General features: G+C 70.4%; 19 protein-coding genes. 9 read left to right on the plus strand and 10 right to left on the minus strand.

Annotation, left to right across the window (positions count from 1 at the left end; translation table 11 throughout):
• Nucleotides 1-44 precede the first annotated feature (44 nt).
• The 3 genes from Mam01_RS25980 to Mam01_RS25990 form a co-directional block, all read right to left on the minus strand.
• On the minus strand, nucleotides 45-653 hold the full coding sequence (locus Mam01_RS25980) for a hypothetical protein (RefSeq protein WP_204287818.1): 609 nt from the start codon (nucleotides 651-653) through the stop codon (nucleotides 45-47).
• A gap of 10 nt (nucleotides 654-663) precedes the next feature.
• Complete coding sequence (gene otsB / locus Mam01_RS25985; RefSeq protein WP_204287819.1) at nucleotides 664-1,485, minus strand: trehalose-phosphatase; 822 nt, start codon at nucleotides 1,483-1,485, stop codon at nucleotides 664-666.
• A 131-nt stretch (nucleotides 1,486-1,616) separates the two neighbouring features.
• Nucleotides 1,617-1,898, minus strand: a complete 282-nt coding sequence (locus tag Mam01_RS25990; RefSeq protein ID WP_150938742.1) for a DUF3263 domain-containing protein — start codon at nucleotides 1,896-1,898, stop codon at nucleotides 1,617-1,619.
• A 109-nt stretch (nucleotides 1,899-2,007) separates the two neighbouring features.
• Between Mam01_RS25990 and Mam01_RS25995 the strand changes: the two genes are divergently transcribed.
• Entirely contained in the window at nucleotides 2,008-2,814 is an 807-nt protein-coding gene (locus Mam01_RS25995; RefSeq protein WP_150938741.1) for an SAM hydrolase/SAM-dependent halogenase family protein, read from the plus strand.
• A 16-nt stretch (nucleotides 2,815-2,830) separates the two neighbouring features.
• Here Mam01_RS25995 and Mam01_RS26000 read toward each other — a convergent pair whose 3' ends face one another.
• The 5 genes from Mam01_RS26000 to Mam01_RS26020 form a co-directional block, all read right to left on the minus strand.
• Nucleotides 2,831-3,847, minus strand: coding sequence for an ABC transporter ATP-binding protein (locus tag Mam01_RS26000; protein WP_150938740.1), 1,017 nt, complete (start codon nucleotides 3,845-3,847; stop codon nucleotides 2,831-2,833).
• Nucleotides 3,831-4,871, minus strand: a complete 1,041-nt coding sequence (locus Mam01_RS26005) for an ABC transporter ATP-binding protein (RefSeq protein ID WP_150938739.1) — start codon at nucleotides 4,869-4,871, stop codon at nucleotides 3,831-3,833. Before Mam01_RS26005 ends, Mam01_RS26000 begins: the two co-directional genes overlap by 17 nt.
• 12 nt (nucleotides 4,872-4,883) lie before the next feature.
• Nucleotides 4,884-5,807, minus strand: coding sequence for an ABC transporter permease (locus Mam01_RS26010; protein WP_204287820.1), 924 nt, complete (start codon nucleotides 5,805-5,807; stop codon nucleotides 4,884-4,886).
• On the minus strand, nucleotides 5,800-6,729 hold the full coding sequence (locus Mam01_RS26015; RefSeq protein WP_275409080.1) for an ABC transporter permease: 930 nt from the start codon (nucleotides 6,727-6,729) through the stop codon (nucleotides 5,800-5,802). Before Mam01_RS26015 ends, Mam01_RS26010 begins: the two co-directional genes overlap by 8 nt.
• Before the next feature lie 124 nt (nucleotides 6,730-6,853).
• Nucleotides 6,854-8,521, minus strand: a complete 1,668-nt coding sequence (locus Mam01_RS26020) for a peptide ABC transporter substrate-binding protein (RefSeq protein WP_204287822.1) — start codon at nucleotides 8,519-8,521, stop codon at nucleotides 6,854-6,856.
• 393 nt (nucleotides 8,522-8,914) lie between these two features.
• On the opposite strand from Mam01_RS26020, the gene Mam01_RS26025 reads away from it, so the two are divergent.
• From Mam01_RS26025 to Mam01_RS26040, 4 genes are all read left to right on the plus strand, one after another.
• Nucleotides 8,915-9,820 (plus strand): ABC transporter permease, encoded by a 906-nt coding sequence (locus Mam01_RS26025; RefSeq protein WP_150938735.1) that lies wholly within the window; start codon nucleotides 8,915-8,917, stop codon nucleotides 9,818-9,820.
• A gap of 109 nt (nucleotides 9,821-9,929) precedes the next feature.
• Entirely contained in the window at nucleotides 9,930-10,658 is a 729-nt protein-coding gene (locus Mam01_RS26030; RefSeq protein WP_373868725.1) for an ABC transporter ATP-binding protein, read from the plus strand.
• Between the two features lie 20 nt (nucleotides 10,659-10,678).
• Entirely contained in the window at nucleotides 10,679-11,215 is a 537-nt protein-coding gene (locus Mam01_RS26035) for a YbhB/YbcL family Raf kinase inhibitor-like protein (RefSeq protein WP_150938733.1), read from the plus strand.
• Between the two features lie 62 nt (nucleotides 11,216-11,277).
• Nucleotides 11,278-11,448, plus strand: a complete 171-nt coding sequence (locus tag Mam01_RS26040; protein ID WP_191910399.1) for a hypothetical protein — start codon at nucleotides 11,278-11,280, stop codon at nucleotides 11,446-11,448.
• A gap of 234 nt (nucleotides 11,449-11,682) precedes the next feature.
• Here the strand turns inward: Mam01_RS26040 and Mam01_RS26045 are convergent, their stop codons facing one another.
• A complete protein-coding gene (locus Mam01_RS26045; protein ID WP_204287823.1) occupies nucleotides 11,683-12,771 on the minus strand; it encodes a hypothetical protein in 1,089 nt (362 codons plus the stop codon).
• Between the two features lie 416 nt (nucleotides 12,772-13,187).
• On the opposite strand from Mam01_RS26045, the gene Mam01_RS26050 reads away from it, so the two are divergent.
• The 4 genes from Mam01_RS26050 to Mam01_RS26065 all read left to right on the plus strand — a co-directional run bounded on the left by Mam01_RS26050 (nucleotide 13,188) and on the right by Mam01_RS26065 (nucleotide 18,061).
• On the plus strand, nucleotides 13,188-13,757 hold the full coding sequence (locus tag Mam01_RS26050) for a DUF1707 SHOCT-like domain-containing protein (RefSeq protein WP_204287824.1): 570 nt from the start codon (nucleotides 13,188-13,190) through the stop codon (nucleotides 13,755-13,757).
• A gap of 17 nt (nucleotides 13,758-13,774) precedes the next feature.
• Complete coding sequence (plsX, locus tag Mam01_RS26055; RefSeq protein ID WP_204287825.1) at nucleotides 13,775-14,803, plus strand: phosphate acyltransferase PlsX; 1,029 nt, start codon at nucleotides 13,775-13,777, stop codon at nucleotides 14,801-14,803.
• Nucleotides 14,804-14,910: 107 nt separating this feature from the next.
• A complete protein-coding gene (argS, locus tag Mam01_RS26060; protein WP_204287826.1) occupies nucleotides 14,911-16,632 on the plus strand; it encodes an arginine--tRNA ligase in 1,722 nt (573 codons plus the stop codon).
• Between the two features lie 115 nt (nucleotides 16,633-16,747).
• Nucleotides 16,748-18,061, plus strand: a complete 1,314-nt coding sequence (locus Mam01_RS26065) for a hypothetical protein (RefSeq protein WP_239101621.1) — start codon at nucleotides 16,748-16,750, stop codon at nucleotides 18,059-18,061.
• Between the two features lie 84 nt (nucleotides 18,062-18,145).
• On the opposite strand, the gene Mam01_RS26070 is transcribed toward Mam01_RS26065, so the two are convergent.
• Nucleotides 18,146-18,529, minus strand: a complete 384-nt coding sequence (locus tag Mam01_RS26070; RefSeq protein ID WP_117409990.1) for a cell division protein SepF — start codon at nucleotides 18,527-18,529, stop codon at nucleotides 18,146-18,148.
• Between the last annotated feature and the right edge of the window lie 774 nt (nucleotides 18,530-19,303).

A 19,303-nucleotide genomic window follows, 5' to 3' on the forward strand; every position in this document is an offset into this window, starting at 1 on the left:
GCCCTGCCACTTGGAGACGGCTTGGGGAGCGGTGCAGCGAGAGGTCAGTGCCAGGTGGCCTTCTTGAGGATCCCGTCCAGGCCCGGGGTGTTCCACTGGTCGACGATCAGGATCTTCGACGTGGGCAGGAACCACTCCCGCTGGTGGTAGTGGGCCTTCACCTTGAACGTCGTCATCGTCACGCACGTCCCCGCCCAGTCGCGGTAGTAGGCCTTGTGCCCCGGCCCGACCGGGCGCAGCCCCTTCGCGCCGAGCTTGGACTGGCCGATGTAGAGGTTCTTCCGCACCGGGCAGGGCCCGACGTCGGTGGCGGGATAGAACGGCCCGTCCGGCGTGTACGCCTTGAACAGCTCATGGCCGATCTTGATGGCCTTGGGACCCAGGACCCAGAAGCTGTGGCACCCCGAGTCGCGGAAACCGTAGTCCACGGTGCCGCGGGTGGGGCACGAGCCGGTGATGACGCGGGTCCAGTCCTTGTGGGCGGTGTCGACCCGCCACGACGCGGGGATGGTGAGCGTGAGGCCCTTGCGCAGGTGCAGCTGCCTGGTGCCGCCGAGGTCGCTCGCGGAGGCCGCCGCGGGAGCCGCCAGGGTGGCGGCCGCGAGGGCGGCGGTCAGCACGGCGAGCCCGGCCGGGATCGTCTTCCGGTTCATGCCACGGACGTTAGACCTGCCCGCTTGCAGACCGCTTGCCAAGCGATTCGACCAGGTCGCCGAGGAGGGCCACGACGCCGTCGGGGCCGTCCACCACCAGGTCGGCGCGTTCCGCCAGCGCCGTCACCTCGGCGGACCCGCTGCACACCCGCACGCCGGGCAGGCCGGACTCCTCCACCGCGGCGAAGGCCGCGAGGTCGCCGAGGTCGTCGCCGACGAACATGACCGAGCGGGCGCCGCGCTCGGCGAGGAAGGCGGAGAGGGCCTGGCCCTTGTCCATGCCGGCGGGCCGCAGTTCCAGCACCATGCGGCCCGGCTCCACCGCGAGCCCGGCCTCCGCGGCCAGCGCCGCGACCGGTTCGCGCAACGCCTCCAGGGCGGCGGCGGGGTCGGCGCACCGCCGGGTGTGCACGGCGACGGCGTGGCCCTTGTCCTCGATCCACGCGCCCGCGAGGCCGGCGGCGATCACGGGCAGCCGGGTCCGTACGAGGTCGAGCCCCGGCGGCGGTGGCGGGGCCGTCACGCGGCCGTCCTCCCAGCGTTCGAGGCCGTAGTGGCCGAGGATCACCAGGCCGGGCACGTCCCCGAGCGACGGCCCGCCGGGCACCTCTCCCAGGCCGATGGCCGTCAGGGGAGGCCGGCCCGTGACGACGACCACGGCGCGTACGAGCGGGGCGAGCGCGGCCAGCACGCCCGGCACGGCGGGGTGCACGCGGGCGGCGGCGGGGTCGGCGACGATCGGGGAGAGCGTGCCGTCGTAGTCGAGCCCGATCACGGCGCCTGCCGGATCGGCGACGATCGCGTCGAGTCCTGGGTGCGCGGGCAGAGTCATGGCCTCGTTCCGGAGAGGTGGGCGGGACGCCCGGGCGGTGCCGGGCGGACGACCGGTGATCGGAGCCCCGGCTGTCTCGTCCGGGGACGCGGCTGTGTGGAAACCGGCGGGGGTAGCCGCGGCAGGGGGTCTCAGGAGTGCATGCCGAACCTGCGGGCGGAGCGGTCGCGCCGCCGGCCGGCCCTCATCCGGCGCAGCCGCTTGACCAGCATGGGGTCGTGCTCCAGCGCCTCCGGCCGGTCGATCAGCTCCCCGAGTAACTGGTAGTACCGGGTGGCGGAGACGTCGAAGGCCTCCCTGATCGCCTGCTCCTTGGCGCCCGCGTACCGCCACCACTGACGCTCGAACGCGAGCATCTCGCGGTCGCGGTCGGAGAGGTCGAGCCCGTCGCCGCCGGTCGGTTCGGTGTCCATCCGCTCCTCCTCGATCGGCCGCGAGCCCGTCCCTCATGGTAAAGGGACGCACGACGTTGGACGACCCTGGGTGTGCAGAGGGACGGAGGCCGACGTAGTGTCACGTGGTGTGAGCTCTGTAATCACGCTTCTGACCGACTACGGGCTGGAGGACGGCTTCGTCGCCGCGTGCCACGGCGTGATCGCGGGCATCGCACCGCAGGCTCGGATCATCGACGTGGGCCATCTCGTTCCCGCCGGGGACGTGCGGCGCGGCGCGGCCATCCTGGCGCAGACCCTGCCCTATCTCCCGGCCGGCGTCCACCTCGCCGTCGTCGATCCCTCCGTCGGCGGCAACCGCCGCCCGGTCGCGGTCGAGGCGGGCGGGCGGGTGTTCGTCGGCCCGGACAACGGCGTCCTGTCGTGGGCCGTCCGGGCCGCTGGCGGCGCCGACGCGGCCTACGAGATCACCAACAGGGAGCTGTTCCTGGCCAACGTCTCGCCGACCTTCCAGGGACGCGACCTGTTCGCCCCGGTGGCCGCGCACCTGTGCGCCGGCCGGGCGGTGGCCGATGTGGGACCGCCGATGCCGGTGGACCGCCTGGTGAGCCTGCCCGCGCCGACCTGCCGCCTGCGGGACGGCGCGGCCGAGGGCGAGGTGCTGTCGGTGGACCGGCACGGCAACGTCCAGTTCTCGATCACCGCGACCGACCTGGCCGAGATCGGCGTACGGCTCGGCGACACCCTGGCCGTGTGGCTGGGGCGCCGCCAGGTCGCGGTGCCGTACCGCGAGACCTTCACCGCCGTGCCGCCCGGCGACCTCGTGGCGTTCGCCGACTCCGCCGGCCTGGTCGCGATGGCGATCAACGCCGGGGACGCCGCCGACCGCCTGGGCCTGCCCCCGGGCGCGCACGTACGGCTGTCGCCCGGGCGCTGACCCGGCGGCGGGGCTCCTATTCGGCGTTGACCACGTCGCGGACCTCCGCGAAGTGGCAGGCGCTCGGATGCGCGCTGCCCGGGCGGACCTCCAGCGCGGGCTCCTGCTCGGCGCAGACGTCCTGCGCCTTCCAGCAGCGGGTGCGGAAGTGGCAGCCCGACGGCGGGTTGGCCGGCGAGGGCGGGTCGCCCTGCAGGATGATCCGCTGGCGGGTCTCCCGGCCCTCCGGGTCGGGCACCGGCACCGCCGACAGCAGCGCCTGCGTGTACGGATGCGTCGGGTTGTCGTAGATCTCGGTGTCGTTCCCGAGCTCGACGATCTTGCCGAGGTACATCACCGCGATCCGGTCGGAGATGTGGCGGACCACCGACAGGTCGTGCGCGATGAAGATGTAGGCGAGGTTGAACTCGTTCTGCAGCCGCTCCAGCAGGTTCATCACCTGGGCCTGGATCGACACGTCGAGCGCGGAGACCGGCTCGTCGCAGATGATGATCTCCGGCTGGAGCGCCAAGCCGCGGGCGATGCCGATGCGCTGGCGCTGGCCGCCGGAGAACTGGTGCGGGTAGCGGTTGATGTGGTCGGGGTTGAGGCCCACGACCTCCAGCAGCTCCTGCACCCGCTGCCGCCGGCCGCCCTTCGGCGCGACGTCCGAGTGGATCTCGAACGGCTCGCCGACGATGTCGCCGACCGTCATCCGCGGGTTCAGCGAGGTGTACGGGTCCTGCATCACCATCTGGATGTTGCGGCGCATCCGCTTGAGCTCGGCGCCCCTGGCGGTGGTGATGTCCCTGCCGTTGATCCGCACCGAGCCCGACGTGGGCCGCTCCAGTGCCATCAGCAGCTTGGCCAGCGTGGACTTGCCGCAGCCCGACTCGCCCACGACGCCGAGCGTCTCGCCCCTGCGCAGGTCGAAGGAGACGCCGTCCACCGCCTTGATGGCGCCGACCTGCCGCTTGAAGACGACGCCGTAGTTCAGCGGGAAGTGCTTCACCAGGTCGCGGACCTCGAGGATGGACTCAGTTGGAGCCGTCATCGAGAACCTCCCTCCAGTAGTGGCAGGCGCTGCCGCGGGTGTCGCTGACCGTGTACAGCGGTGGGGCGTCGGTCACGCAGTTCTCCTTGCGGTACGGGCACCGCGGGTGGAAGGCGCAGCCGGTGGGCATGTCGAGCAGGTTCGGCGGCATGCCCTTGATGGCGTACAACTCCTGGCCCTTGAGGTCCACCCGGGGGATCGACTCCAGCAGGCCCTTGGTGTAGGGGTGGGCGGGAGCGCGGTACCCGTCGAAGACCGAGGCGTTCTCGACGATGCGCCCGCCGTACATGACCGCGATCTTGTCTGCCACGTCGGCGACGACGCCGAGGTCGTGGGTGATCAGGATCAGGCCCATGTCGCTTTCCTGCTGCAGCTCCGCCAGCAGTCCCATGATCTGCGCCTGCACGGTCACGTCCAGGGCGGTGGTGGGCTCGTCGGCGATCAGGATCTCCGGGTCGAGCGCGATCGCCATCGCGATCATGATGCGCTGCCGCATGCCGCCGGAGAACTGGTGCGGGAAGTCGTCGACCCTGGACTTGGCGCCCGGGATCCTGACCCGGTCCATGAGCTCCACGGCCTTCCTGCGGGCGTCCCGCTTGGACATGCCCTGGTGGACGCGGAACATCTCGCCGATCTGCCAGCCCACGGTGAACACGGGGTTGAGCGCGGACAGCGCGTCCTGGAAGATCATGGCGATCCGCCGCCCGCGGATCTGGCCGCGGGCGTCGTCCGGCATGGTGAGCAGGTCGGTGCCGTGGAACCGGACCTCGCCCTTGGGGATGCGCGCCGGCGGCATGTCGAGGATGCCCATGATCGCCTGCGCGGTGACCGACTTGCCGGAGCCCGACTCCCCGAGCACCGCGAGCGTCTCTCCGGCGTCGACCGAGTAGGAGACGCCGTTCACGGCCCGTACGACGCCCTGGCGGGTCTGGAACTCGACGTGCAGGTTGTCCACGGCGAGAAGGGGTTCGTCGCCCGCGCGCTCCGCCGGGAGCAGATGCGTGTCGACAGATGGGTTCTTCACTTGCCGCCCCTCTTATCGAAGCTTCGGGTCGAGCGCGTCGCGGACGGCGTCACCCAGCATGACGAACGCCAGCACGGTGATGCTCAGGAAGATCGCGGGGAAGATGAGCGGTTCCGGCGCCTCCAGGAACCGGCGCCGGGCGTCTCCGATCATCAGGCCCCACGAGATCGTCGGCGGCTGGACGCCCACCCCCAGGAAGGACAGGCCGGCCTCGGCGGCGATGAACACGCCGAGGTTGAGGGTGGCCGTCACGATCACCGGGGCGATCGCGTTGGGCATGATGTGCCGCAGCATGATGCGCCCGGGCCCCGCACCCAACGCCCGGGCCGCGGTGACGTAGTCCTGGTTCTTCGCCGAGATGACCGCGGCCCGCATGATGCGCAGGATCAGGGGCCAGGCGAGCACGGCGAGCGAGAGGACCACGGTGAAGGCTCCGGCGTTCTCCCGGCCGATGGCCGACAGGAACAGCAGCGCGCCGAGCACCGAGGGGATCGCGAAGAAGATCTCGGCGAGCCGCGACAGCAGCACGTCGACCCAGCGGCTGTAGTAGCCCGCCAGCAGTCCGAGCCCGCCCCCGACGACGGCGCTGATCAGCGAGGTGGCGATGCCGACGATGACCGAGACCCGGGCGCCGTAGATGACCCGGGAGTAGGTGTCGCAGCCGAGGTTGTCGGTGCCGAACCAGTGCTTCGAGGTGATGCCCTCCCGCGCGTTGCTCAGGTCGCACGTGGAGGGGTCGTAGGCGTTGACGGAGGAGAACAACGACGGGAAGGCCGCCATCAGGAGCAGGATCAACACGAGGATCGACCCCAGGATGAAGACCTTGTTCCGCCGGAGGTCGTGCCAGGCGTCCGACCACAGGCTGGCCGGCCGGCGGGCCTTCTCGGGCCTGGCGTCCTTGTCCTTGGCCGATTCGGCCACAGTCGCGTTACTCATAGCGGATCCGGGGGTCGAGGACGGCGTACAGCAGGTCGACGATCAGGTTGGCCAGGACGTAGACCAGGACCAGCACCGTCACGATACCGACCACCACCGCGTTCTCGCGCAGGTAGACGGACTGGAAGAGCTGCTGGCCGATGCCGGGCAGGTTGAAGATGGTCTCGGTGATGATCGCCCCGCCCATCAGCGTGCCCAGGTCGGCGCCCAGATAGGTGATCAGCGGGATGAGCGAGTTGCGCAACGCGTGCCGGCCGAGCACCCGCCGGCGGGACATGCCCTTGGCCACGGCGGTGCGGATGTAGTCGGCGCGGAGCGTCTCCATCAGGCTCGTCCGGGTGAGCCGGGTGAGGTAGGCGATCGAGAGCCCGGCCAGCACCAGGCCGGGCACGATGTAGCTCCGCATGCCGTCCTGGATCCCGGCGACGGGGAAGAAGTCGACGCCGGTGTTCTGCTTCAGCTTCACGCCGAGCACGAGCTGCAGGACGAACCCGCTCACCAGCGTCGGGATCGAGACCAGCAGCAGGGTGACCGCGAGCACGGCCTGGTCCTGCCACCTGCCCCGGCGGAGCGCCGCCCACAGGCCCAGCCCCACGCCGATGATCGCCTCGAACACGAGGGCGGTGATCGCGAGCTGGAAGGTCACCTGGAACTTGCCCTCGAACAGCGAGGACACCGGCACCCCTCGGAAGGTGGTGCCAAAATCACCGGACAGGATGTCGCGGATGTAGTACCAATACTGGACGAGCAGCGGATCGTTCAGGTGGAACTGTTCCCGCATGCGCGACACGAGCTGGGGGTCGAGACGCCGGTCCCCGCCCAGGGCCGCGATGGGATCACCCGGCAGCGCGTAGACGGTGGCGAAGAGCAGGAACGTGGTCCCCACCAGTACAGGGATCGCCTGCAGTAGGCGTCTGATCACGTAGCGACCCATGAGGTCTCCCGGTCATGAACAGGGGCAGCCCATTCTGTCGTCATGGACTGCCCCTGAGGATGGTCGACTACCGGGGGGCAGATCAAGGACCACCCCCCGAATAGCTCGTCGGTCAGGCCCGCTCGACGTTGAAGACGTCGATGCGCTCGAACGGGTCGATCTTGACGTTCTTCACGTTCGAGGAGAACGCGCCGTTCGTGGTGTAGAAGTAGATCGGCACGTACGCCATCTCCTTCAGCGCCAGGTCGTCGGCCTGCTGGTAGAACTGCACGCCCTCGTCGAGGGACGCGGCCGAGTCACCCTTGTTGAGCAGCTCGTCGAACTCCTTGTTGGAGTACTGGACGTAGTTGGAGCTGCCGCCGGTCCCGAAGATCGGGCGGAGGTAGTTCTCCGGGGACGGGTAGTCCATGATCCACGCCATCCGGAAGGCGCCCTTGACCTTGCCGTCACCGAGGTCGTTGAGGATGTCGGCGAACTTCTCGTACGGCTTGACGTTGACCTCGACCTGGAGGTTGGTGCGGATGTTGTTGGCGACCGCCTCCATCCACTCCTTGTGGGCGCCGTCGGCGTTGTAGCTCAGGTCGATGGACTTGACGTCCTTGCCGCCGTTGGACTCCCAGAGCGACTTGGCCTTCGCGGGGTCGAAGGTGCACGCCTCGCCGCAGGCGCCCTTGCGGTAACCGGCGACGACCGGGCTGATGTTGTCGTCGGCCGGGACGCGGGTGCCGGAGAAGACCTTGTCGGTGATGGTCGCCCGGTCGATCGACATCGAGATCGCGGTGCGCAGCTCGCGGCTCTTGGCGTACGTGTCACCGGTCTTGATGTTGAACCCGAGCCAGCCGATGCCGGAGGAGGGCTGCTCGATGTAGCGGTCGCCGAACTCGGCCTTGGCGCCGCCGATCTGCTCCGGCGGCAGCTGGTCCATGATGTCCAGGTTGCCGGCCCGCAGGTCGTTGTACGCGGTGTTCAGGTCCGTGTAGATCTTGTACTGGAGCGCGTCGACCTTGGCCTTGCCCTCCTTGAAGCCGTCGAAGCGGACCATCTCGACCGTCTGGTCGGTGCCACGCTTGTACGGCTTGCTCATCTTGAAGGGGCCGTCACCGATCGGGTTCGAGCCGTAGTCGGCCTTCATCTTGCCCTCGGACTCGAAGGCGGCCTTCGGCAGCGGGTAGAAGGCGGTGTAGCCCAGCATCGTCGGGAAGCCCGAGTAGGGGTGGGTGAGCTCGACCGAGATGGTCTTGTCGTCGACCGCCTTGAGTCCCGACAGCGTGGTCGCGGTGGGCTCCGCGGCCTTCTTCGGGCCCTCCTCGCCGTCCGGGTCCTGCGGGTTCATGGCGTCGTAGCCCTTGAACACCGAGAAGAAGTAGTTGGACTGCTGCTGGTTCGGCCCGTAAGCCGTGAAGTTCCAGGAGTCCACGAAGTTCTGGGCGGTGACCGGCGTGCCGTCGTGCCAGGTGTAGCCGTCCTTGAGTTTGATCGTCCAGGTGGTCTGGTCGGTCGATTCGATGGACTCGGCGATCCGGTTGACCGGCTTCTTCTGGTCGTCGTAGTCGACGAGGCCGATGAAGAGCGCGTTCAGCACCTCCGCGCCGCTGGTCTCACCGGTGTTGCCGGGGATCAGGTCGTTCTGCGGCTCGGCGATCTCGATGCGGACCGGCTGCGCGGCGGAGCCGGAGCCTGAGCCGGAGTTGTCGGACCCTCCACCACCGCCACAGGCGGCCACGGCGAGCGCCAGCAGCGCTGCTCCGGCGGTAATCCTTACGCCCCTAGTCACACGCATAGTGGATCTTGGTCCTCCCTCTAGGATGGGCGTTCACGCTGGTGCGACCCCGGGTTTGCGGGCACCGTCAAACCAGCTGACGTCCTGCCAGTCGTCCGGAGCATCCCTTACCGCTCGCACCAGAGGTATCTCTGGCGCGTTGCAGTTCGGTCACACGTGCGCGAGTCGGGCGTCACACACGCAGTCCCGCGAGCCAACCCTAAACGCCCAGCAGGGCACTAAAACCCCCTTTAGCGTACATTCACCAGCGGAGTGCGAGTCCTTGACCCGCGGTGTCGGCGACACTCCTTCCCCGGTCCTCCTGTCACGATGTCCTGGGCTACCTTTGACCAGTCGCAGCCACGTCCGGTGCGACAGCCGTCCCACCGACCTCCATCCAATAGAGTCACTGCCATGAGCCAGCCGGAATCCGCGGTCGCGGAGGCCCAGGGTGGCGGCCGAGCCCCGGAGTCGCTGGCCGCGCTCGCCGAGCGTCACGGACTACGACGCGCCATCGCACGCCCCAGCATGCCCGCCTACCTGCGCCAACTGTGGGACCGGCGGCACTTCATCCTCACGTACGCCACGTCGCGCAACGTGTCGAAGTACTCCGAGTCGATGCTCGGTCAGCTCTGGCAGGTGCTGACGCCTCTGCTCAACGCCGCGGTCTACTGGCTGATGTTCGGCGTGATCCTCGGGCAGAGCAAGTCGATCCACAACTACCCCGCGTTCCTCATCACCGGGGTCATGGTGTTCACCTTCACCCAGCGCACGGTGATCAGCGGCGCCAAGTCGATCTCCTCGAACCTGTCCCTGATCCGCGCGCTGCACTTCCCCCGCGCCTCGCTCCCGCTCGCGTACACCATGCAGGAGCTGCAGCAGCTCGGCTACTCGATGGGCGTGCTGCTCCTGCTGGTGCTCGTCACGGGGGAGCCGATCACCTGGCTCTGGCTCCTGGTCCCGGTCACGCTGGCGATGCAGACCGTGTTCAACATCGGCCTCGGCCTGTTCATGGCCCGCGTCGGCGCGTTCATGCGGGACATGAACCAGCTCCTGCCGTTCATCACCCGCACCTGGCTGTACGCCTCGGGCGTCTTCTACGCGATCGACGACAAGACCCGGGAGCTCCCCGACATCCTCCGCTGGGTGCTGGAGTTCAACCCGGCGGCCGCCTACATCGAGTTCATGCGCGACCTGCTGATCTACCAGCGTTTCCCGGAGCGCTGGGCGTGGGTGACTTGCGTATTCTGGGCAGTGTTCGCGGTGATCGTCGGCTTCTGGTACTTCTGGCGGGCCGAGGAGAGGTACGGCCGTGGCTGAGCTGACCGAGGAGCTGTCCCAGGTGGCGCCCCAAGACCCCAAGACGCAGACCCCCTCCGAGACCCGGGAGCCCGAGTCGCACGACTCCACGACCGGGACGCCGACCGTCATCGTCGACGACCTCCACATCGTCTACAAGGTGTACGGCTCGGCCGGCGACGCCGAGAAGGGCAACGCGGCCAACGCGCTCATGCGCCTTCTGCGGCGCCAGGGACGGCCGCAGATGAAGGAGGTCCACGCCGTCAAGGGCGTGAGCTTCGTGGCCCACCACGGCGACGCCATCGGCATCATCGGCCGCAACGGCTCGGGCAAGTCGACCCTGCTGCGCGCGATCGCCGGTCTCCTGCCGCCGCACAAGGGCGCCGTCTACACGAACGGCCAGCCCTCCCTCCTCGGCGTCAACGCGGCCCTCATGAAGGAGCTGACCGGCGAGCGCAACATCATCCTCGGCTGTTACGCCATGGGGATGACCCCCGCCGAGGTCCGCGAGAAGTACGACGAGATCGTCGACTTCTCCGGCATCGGGGAGTTCGTCCAGTTCCCCATGTCGACCTACTCGTCCGGCATGGGCGCCCGGCTGCGCTTCGCCATCTCGTCGGCCAAGACGCACGACGTGCTGCTGATCGACGAGGCGCTCGCGACCGGCGACCGCGAGTTCAAGCGCAAGAGCCAGGACCGCATCAAGCAGATGCGCCAGTCCGCCGGCACCGTCTTCCTGGTCGCCCACAACCTCGACGTGATCGAGGAGACGTGCAACCGCGTTATCTGGCTGCACAAGGGGAAGATCAGAATGCAGGGCGACCCCCAGGAAGTCCTGGAGGCGTACAACAAAGCCTGAGAGAAACGGAGGGGCCGAACGTGCCGACGCCGCCACCGATCCCGTACGACCACCTGCCCGAGGTGCCCGCGCTGACCGTCGAGAGCGACGACGTGCGGGACGGCGAGAGGCTGCCCGAGGCCCACGTGTTCGACGACTGGGGCATGGGCGGGCAGAACGTCTCCCCGCACCTGCGCTGGTCGGGCGCCCCCGAGGGCACCCTGAGCTACGCCGTCACCTGCTTCGACCCGGACGCCCCAACGGGCAGCGGCTTCTGGCACTGGGTGCTGTTCGACATCCCGGCCTCCGTCACGGAGCTGCCGGCCGGGGCGGGCAACGGCCCCGACTTCAAGGGCCTCCCCGAAGGCGCCAGGCACGCCCGCAACGACTTCAGCACGAAGGAGTACGGCGGCGCGGCCCCTCCGCCCGGACACCCGCACCGCTACCTCTTCGCCGTGCACGCGCTGAGCGTGGAGTCCCTCGGCGTGGACGGCGACACGCCGCCCGCCGTGGTCGGCTTCAACGTCACGGCCAACACGCTCGCCCGCGGCTACATCGCACCGGTGTACGAAACCTGATGCAGGAGGGCCCGGCGTTCCACTATGATTCGAACGGAGATTCGACATAGCGGAGGGCCGGGATGAGCGACCTCGCGTCGGCGATCGACAGTCTCGCCGCCGAAGATCCCTCGGAGCTGCCCGTCGGGCTGGTCGCCGAGCAGCTCATCGACCTGCACTGGCAGATGGCCCGCCTGCAGGCCCAGATCGCCCGGCGCACCTACCTGCGCGTCTCCTCCGAGTCGCCCAACTGACGCGAACGGCCGGCGCCCTCAGCGGGTGCCGGCCGTTCGCCGCGGCCTAGGGAGTGTCTGACAAATGCTGCCCGTCGCGAGCGGGGATCCAGGTGGATGCGTCGCAAGGCGGAGGAGGAGGTCGGAGCGGAGCCTCCGGCCGACGACGACAACGCAGCGAGGCGCCGCCTGGGCCCCGCGCAGCAGGGCATGATTTGTCAGACACGACCTAAGCCGGAGTGTTCGATTCGCGGGTCAGTTGCCGTACCCGCGCATGCGCCCCGACGGGACGGCGCCGGACACCAGGCCCGGTGCGGACGACACCGCGCCCGACAGGGCCGCGTCGGCGGTGACGGCCACGGAGGAGGCGGCCTGGGACGCCGTGGCGGCGGCCGCGCCGGTCCCCCGCGCCGGCACGCTTGTGACGGTCCCCGTGGCCCCGACGACCGCGCGGACGTCCGCGTTCACGAGGGCCGCGGCGTCGACGGCCGTCGTACGGGTGCCGCTCGTGAGGCCGCCGGCCGGGTCGGCGCACGGAACCAGCGTCAGCAGGCCGCCCGCGCTGCCGGCGGTCGCCGCGGCGGCGCCGTTCAGGTTGAGCAGTGCCTTGAGCCTGGCGGTGACGTCGAGCGCGGCGCTCACGTCGGCGCCCGCGGCGGCGACGGTCGCGGCCGAGGCGTCCACGGCGTCGGCGGTCCGGCCTGACGTCGTGACGACCGGCCGGCCGACCTGGGCGGTGAGAGCCGCGGCGGCCTTCGCTTTGGCGCTCACGGCCGCGTCCACGGTGGCCGTGGCGTCGACGACCGCCTGAAGGGCGGCGCGCAGGTGCGCCTCCAGTGCGGCGACCACGGTGGCGTCGACGGTGACCGTCGCGTCGGCGGTCGCGGTGGCGGCGGCGTCGGCCGTGGCGTCGACCACGGCGTCCGCCGTGATGTCGGCGGCGATATCGGCCGCGATGGCGGCCGCGGCGTTGATCTGCGCGTTCGCCTTCGCGGTGAGAGCGGCCGTGGTGGTGCCGGCGAGGTCCGCGACGGCGACGAGGTCGGCCCGGAGCGCGGCGGTCACGTTCACCGCCACCTGGGCGGCGGCGTCGGCCTGCGCGACGGCGTCACCCGCCGCGGCGCTCGTCGTGCTGCTCGTCGCGCCGCTTGCCGTTCCGCTCCTCGTGCCGGCCACCGCACCGGCGACCACGCCGGCCCGCAGGTCGGCCAGCAGGCTCGCCACCGCCGCGACCCGGGTGTTCGTGCACTTGACCGCGCACCCCTGGGCCTGCGCCGGCGCGGCGACCATGCCGGCGACGCCGATAGCGACGGCGACGACGGCTGTCCTAACCAGTCGTTTCATTTGACTTGCCCCCGGTTCATATTCCTTTTCACGAGAGTGGGAATGACGAACCCAAGAACCCCCGTGCGTCGGCGGGCACGCCGACAAAGACGTCGGCATTTCTATCACCGGGGTTCGCGGCGGAAGGCCCGGTGAAGTGGGGGATCCAGGCCGGACGACGCGCCGGAAAAGTCGGGATATCGAGCATCGGACGACCACTTCACGGTCGCCCCAATCCCCTCGCAGCAGAAAGCTACGGTAAACACCGTGCCCGGTCGCGGCGGTGAATTTTTCCGCGCGCTTTTGGCGACGCGCGCGTGGCGTCCGTGACAACCTCCGCCTGGCGCCCCCGGCGGGCGCCGGTCCGCAACCCCTGGGACCCGCTGTTCCCGACCGGCGCTATCGCGACATATCTCGTTAGGAGTTACGCTGTCGAGGTGACCTACCTCACCCCGTACGCGGGCGACGACCCCGCGCAGCGCGCCTCCGACGCGGACCGCGACAGGATCGCGGCCGTGCTCGGCGAGGCGCTGGCCACCGGCCGCCTGACGAGCCTCGAACACGCCGACCGGCTCGACGCCGTCTACCACGCCGTGACGCTGGGCGAGCTCGTGCCGCTGATCAGGGATCTGCCGGACGTGTCCGGCCAGGCGTCCGCGCTGCCCGCCGACCGGCTCCGGATCTCGGCGGTGTTCAGCAAGATCATACGGCGCGGGCGCTGGATCGCCGGGCGGCACACCGAGCTCACCGCGGTCTTCGGAGCGCTGATCGTCGACCTCGACGAGGCGGTCCTGCCCGGCCGGGAGGTGACGCTGGAGGTGAACTCGTTCTGCGGAAAGATCATCATCACCGTCCCCCCGAACGCCAGGGTGATCGACCAGGGCGGCACCGTGTTCTCCAAGCGCGCGATCAGCGGCGGGGACGGCGCCGAGGACGGCCCGCTGATCCGCCTCACCGGCAACGCGCGCTTCGGCAAGATCGTGGTGTACCGGGGGACGCGCCGCTGACGGCCTACGATTCGGCCATGCAACCCACCGGCCGTGCGCTGCCCGTGGCCCTCGACGCCATGGGCGGCGACCACGCGCCCGGCGAGATCGTCGCGGGAGCCGTCCGGGCGGTGCGCGAGCGCGGCGTGCCCGTCGTGCTCGTCGGCCATCCCCGGGTGCTCTATCAGGAGCTGGCCGGGCACGACGCGGTCACCGAGATCCCCATCGTCCGCGCCGAGGAGGCGCTGGCGATGAACGAGGGGGCGCTGGCGAGCCTGCGGCGCCCGCGGTCCAGCATCGCCGTCGCGTGCCACCTGGTCCGGCGTGGCGACGCCTGCGCGGTGGTGTCCGCCGGTTCGACCGCCGGCGTCGTCGCCACCGGACGGCTGCGCCTGCGGGCCCAGCAGGGCGTCGTACGGCCCGCCATCGCGGTCGGCCTGCCGACGCTCCCCCAGCCCACCGTGCTGCTCGACGCGGGGGCCACGGCGGACGCCAAGCCAGAGATGCTGGTGCAGTTCGCCCACCTCGGGGTGGCGTACGCCGAGGCCGTGCTCGCCACGCGGCGTCCGCGCGTCGGCCTGCTCACGATCGGAGCCGAGCCCGAGAAGGGCAACAAGCTCGCCAAGCGCGCGCACGAACTGCTCGACGCCACCCCCGGCATCGACTTCGTCGGCAACGTCGAGGGGCACGACCTGCTCACCGGGAAGGCCGACGTCGTCGTCACCGACGGGTTCACCGGCAACGTCGCGCTGAAGACCGTGGAGGGCACCGTACGGTACGCCTTCGACCAGTTCCGGGAGGCGATCGCGGACAGCCGCCTGGCCCGGATCGGCGGGATGCTGCAACGGGCCCGGCTGCGCGAGCTGGCCGGCCGGCTCGACCCCGAGGCGCACGGCGGGGCCGTGCTGCTCGGGCTGAACGGCACGGTGGTGATCGCCCACGGCTCGTCCCGGGCCCGCGGCGTGGCCGCCGCCTGCGAGCTCGCGGCCCGCCTGTCGGCCCAGGGGGTCGTCGCCAGGATCGGCGAGCGGATCGCCTCGGGCAACCGGTCGCACCGCCGCCGCTGACCGTGCGAGTCGACCGTCAGGCGGACGGCGGGTGACGGCCGGGCGGCGGCGGGGTGGCCGCCGATTATGGCAGGCGGGCGTGAGTCGCGCGCCGATAAGCTTGACGCATGACCGACCCGCAGCTCGTGCTCACCGAGCGGGTCCAGCAGGCGCTGGGCTCCGCCTTCGGCTCGGAGTACGCCACCGAAGACCCGCTGATCAGGCCCTCACAGTTCGCCGACTACCAGGCGAACGTCGCGCTCAGCCTGGCCAAGCGGCTCCGACGTGCGCCGCGGGAGGTCGCCCAGGCCGTCGCCGACCACCTCGACACCTCCGACGTGAGCGTCGAGGTCAGCGGGCCCGGGTTCCTCAACCTGACGCTGCGCGACGGCTGGATCGCCGAGCAGGCCGGGCAGCGGCTGCTCGACGACCGCCTGGGCGTGCCGCAGGCGGCTCCGCAGACCGTGATCGTCGACTACTCGGCGCCGAACGCCGCCAAGGAGATGCACGTCGGTCACCTGCGCACCACGATCGTCGGCGACACCCTCGCGCGTACCCACGAGCACGTCGGCAACCAGGTGATCCGGCAGAACCACCTCGGCGACTGGGGCACGCAGTTCGGCATGCTCATCGAGCACCTCCTCGACATCGGCGAGGAGCAGGCGCTCGGCATGCTGGCCGCCGGCGACGGCAACGCGTTCTACCAGGCGGCGCGGCACAAGTTCGACAACGACTCCGCGTTCCAGCAGCGGTCGCGCGGCCGGGTGCCGCTGCTGCAGGGCGGCGACCCGGAGACCCTGCGCCTGTGGCGCGAGTTCGTCGACTACAGCAACCGCTACTTCACGAAGGTCTACCGGACGCTCGGCGTCACGCTGACCGACGACGACATCGCGGGCGAGAGCAAGTACAACCCCATGCTCGCCGACGTCTGCGACGAGCTCGAGCGCATGGGCGTGGCCGAGATGAGCGAGGGCGCGCTGTGCGTGTTCCCGCCCGGCTTCACCGGCCGCGACGACCAGCCGCTGCCGCTCATCGTCCGCAAGAGCGACGGCGGGTACGGCTACGCCACGACCGACCTCGCCGCGATCCGCTACCGGGTCCGCGACCTCAAGGCCGACCGCGTCCTGTACGTCGTGGGCGCGACCCAGTCGCTGCACTTCCAGATGGTCTTCGCGGCGGCCCGGATGGCCGGCTGGCTGCACGACGAGGTCAGGGCGGAGCACGTCCAGATCGGCAGCGTGCTCGGCAGCGACGGCAAGATGTTCAAGACCCGCAGCGGCGAGTCGGTCAAGCTCACCGACCTCCTCGAAGAGGCGGTCGTCCGGGCCGAGGCGGTCATCGCCGACCGCGGCTACGAGCCGGAGGCCCGGCGGCAGATCGCCCGCCAGGTCGGCATGGGCGCCGTCAAGTACGCCGACCTGTCGGTCAGCCACGACAGCGAGTACGTCTTCGACTTCGACCGCATGCTCGCGCTGACCGGCAACACGGGGCCGTACCTCCAGTACGCCACGGCCCGCATCCGGTCGATCTTCCGCAACGGCGGGGTCGACCCGGAGTGGATCACCGGCCCGATCGTGCTGGGCCACCCGGCCGAGCGGGCGCTGGCGCTGCAACTGCTCGGCTTCGGCACGGTCGTCGCCGCCGTCGCCGACCTGTCCGAGCCGCACCGGCTCTGCAACTACCTCTTCGACCTCGCGCAGGCGTTCACCTCGTTCTACGAGGGCTGCCCGGTCCTCAAGGCCGAGGAGGAGTCCGTACGGCAGTCGCGCCTGGCCCTGGCGGCGCTCACGCTGCGCGTGCTGCTGCGCGGCCTCGACCTGCTCGGCATCGAAGTGCCCGAGCGGATGTGAGGGGCGTGCCCGAACCCGCTCCGGCGTGCCTTACCCCTCGTCAGCGCGCCGAGCGTCTAGTCTGGCGCGGGCAAGGGAGTGCCAGCCGATCCCTCGGGGAGCGTTCCGCGTGAGCATGGATCTGACCACGAGCCCGGACCCCGGAAACGTGGCCGACGCCACGGAGTTGCACCGCTACGCCGAAGCGCTGCTCGTCAGCCTGGCGGCCGACGGGACCACGCCCGAGCTGCCGCCGGGCGTCACGGACGTGCCGGGCTACTGGCTCGCGCCCGCCGTCGAGACCCTCGTGCTGATCCTGTCGGGCGGGGACGCGTTGGAGCCGCTGGCCCTCGCCTCCCAGCTCGACGAGCGGCGCACCGCCCTGTTCCTGTGCCTCGCGCTCGCCGTCTGCGGCCAGGGCGACCGCATCCACGCGTCCTGGCTCGGCACGGCCTTCGGCGACCTCTCCGAGGAGCATCCGGTGGCCCCCGGGCAGCGGGCCCTGTGGCTCGCCGCCGCGCGGGGGGCGTACGGGCCGGTCGGCAAGATCTTCGTGCTGCGCAAGCTGGACGCGGTCGACGTGCCGGCGGGCGACGACCGCTGGCTGAAGGTCATCGTGCCCGGCCCGCCGGAGACGTCGGTGCCCCCCTCGCTGGAGCCGTTCCCCGAACTGGCGAAGGTCGCCGAGATCGAGCGCTCCCTGCGGGCGTCGGTGACGCTTCAGCGCCTCCGTGAGCGCTGTGACGCGATCACCGCCACCCGGCAGCCCGGCGAGGTCACCAAGGTCGTACGCGGCACCGTGTGGGCCGACGACGAGCCGCTGGCGGTGCTCCGGGCGCTGATCGGGCAGGGCGGCCCCGACGGGCCGCTGAGCTCGCTCACCGGCCATCTGCTGGAGGACCTGCGCCCCGACGCCGATCCGCACCTGGCCGCACTCGCCCTGCACGTCGCGGCGCCCGCCGTCCGGGCCGCCGCCGAGGCGCTCGTCGACGTGGTGCGCGAGCCCCCGCCGGACGCGCTGGACGTGCCGATCCTCGGCTACCCGGTGCGGCTCCGGCCGGAGGGTCCGGACCAGGAGTCGATGGCGGCGGCGGAGCAGCGTCTCGTCACCGAGTGCGTGCCCAAGCGTGGCCGGCCCTGGCCGGCGTACGTGCTCCTGGTCGTCGCCGCCGCCGTGTTCGTCTGGGGTTTCGTGGTCAACCCGCCGCTGGCCCTCGGCGGCCTGGTGATCGCCGCGGTGGGCGGGCACCTGCTGTGGCGGCACCGCATCCAGGAGCACTCGGACGTGCGGTACGTCCAGTCACGGGCCGGAAAGCTCGGCGATCTCGCCGACAAGGCCGTCTGGGCCCTGCACGAGTACGCGAGGGAGTCCGAGGAGCGGGCCACCGTCGCCGCCCGCGACCTGACGGAGATCACCACTATCCTGCGCCGGGGCCCACGGGCCGCCTGACGCCGTTCCGCCGTACAGCCGAAGGGCCCTCTCCCCTGGCGGGAGAGGGCCCTTCGGTCCGATTCACGGGAGCCGGGCGCCGGTTCAGGCGCTGGAGACCTCCACGTTCGCGGGGGTGATCAGGAACACCTTGTCCGCGATCCGCTCGATGCGGCCCTCACAGCCGTAGGCGAGGCCCGCGGCGAAGTCGACCATGCGGGTGGCCTCCGCGGTCGACATGCCCGCCACGTCCATCACCACGGTGTGGCCCTCGCGGAAGTGCCGGCCGATCGTCAGGGCGTCGTCGTACTTGTGCGGGCGGACCATCACGATGTGGGCAGGGTCGGCATTGGGCTGCCAACGCTTGGCGGCGCGCTCGGCCGCCGGCATCCAGTCGTCCTCGTACTCGTCCTCGTCGGTGTAGGCCTCGTCGTACTGCTCTGCCCCACCCAGGCCAAGGTAGCTTGCCACCTTGCGCACAGCCCCCATCGGCTCGTCCTTTTCCGGCTTGTCCTTTTCCGGGCTTGTCCCAACACACGGGACCGTAATCGACGATTCAGCGATCCCCCACCGACACGCCCGGCCGTTTAAGGGTTGTTGGTTGGATAATGTAGAGGCCGAGTGCGTATGTCTTCATCGTCAATTCTGTTTCAGCCCTTCCAGGGTAACTCTCGAACCCGCCTACCCCACGGAACCCTTCGCAAACATTTTTCCCGGTCATCAGGAAGGACGTCGTTCCCTCAGTAGATCACAACGGACGCCGCCGATGAAGGGTTCCGGAAATAAGATCTTGCTGGTAGAGCCGCCGTGGGCGGGTGCCGGAGACGCGAATCGAACCTCCGGCGAAGGTGATCGAATTGTGTGGCGGACACCCCGTCCGAGGGCCGGGAATTCACATTTCGAAAACATTTGCGAGAACGGTCGCGGGCGTCCACACCGCCGCAGGCCGCAGCCCAGGGCCGGCCGGACGGCCTCCGCTGGGAGATCCTGGGAGTCGGCCCCGGAGCCGACGACACGCATTGCCACACGAAGAGTTAGAGGCGCACAGACGGCCTTAGGTTCCCGGAGGGCCCGAACTTCCCGAGGTTCGCGGAGGACTCGAACTTCCCGTCTCGGCCTCGTCCAGCCCCGCAACCGATTCCCGCTGCCGGGTACCGCTGTCGGCCCGGGCCGGCCGCCGCCCGCGGGGGTGGGAGGCACGGGTGCCGGTGATGGTGGCAGCCCGCACCACGGCGAGCCCCAGGCCGCGGGGAATCCGGGCAC

Source organism: Microbispora amethystogenes (assembly GCF_016863015.1).
GTDB classification, from domain to species: domain Bacteria; phylum Actinomycetota; class Actinomycetes; order Streptosporangiales; family Streptosporangiaceae; genus Microbispora; species Microbispora amethystogenes.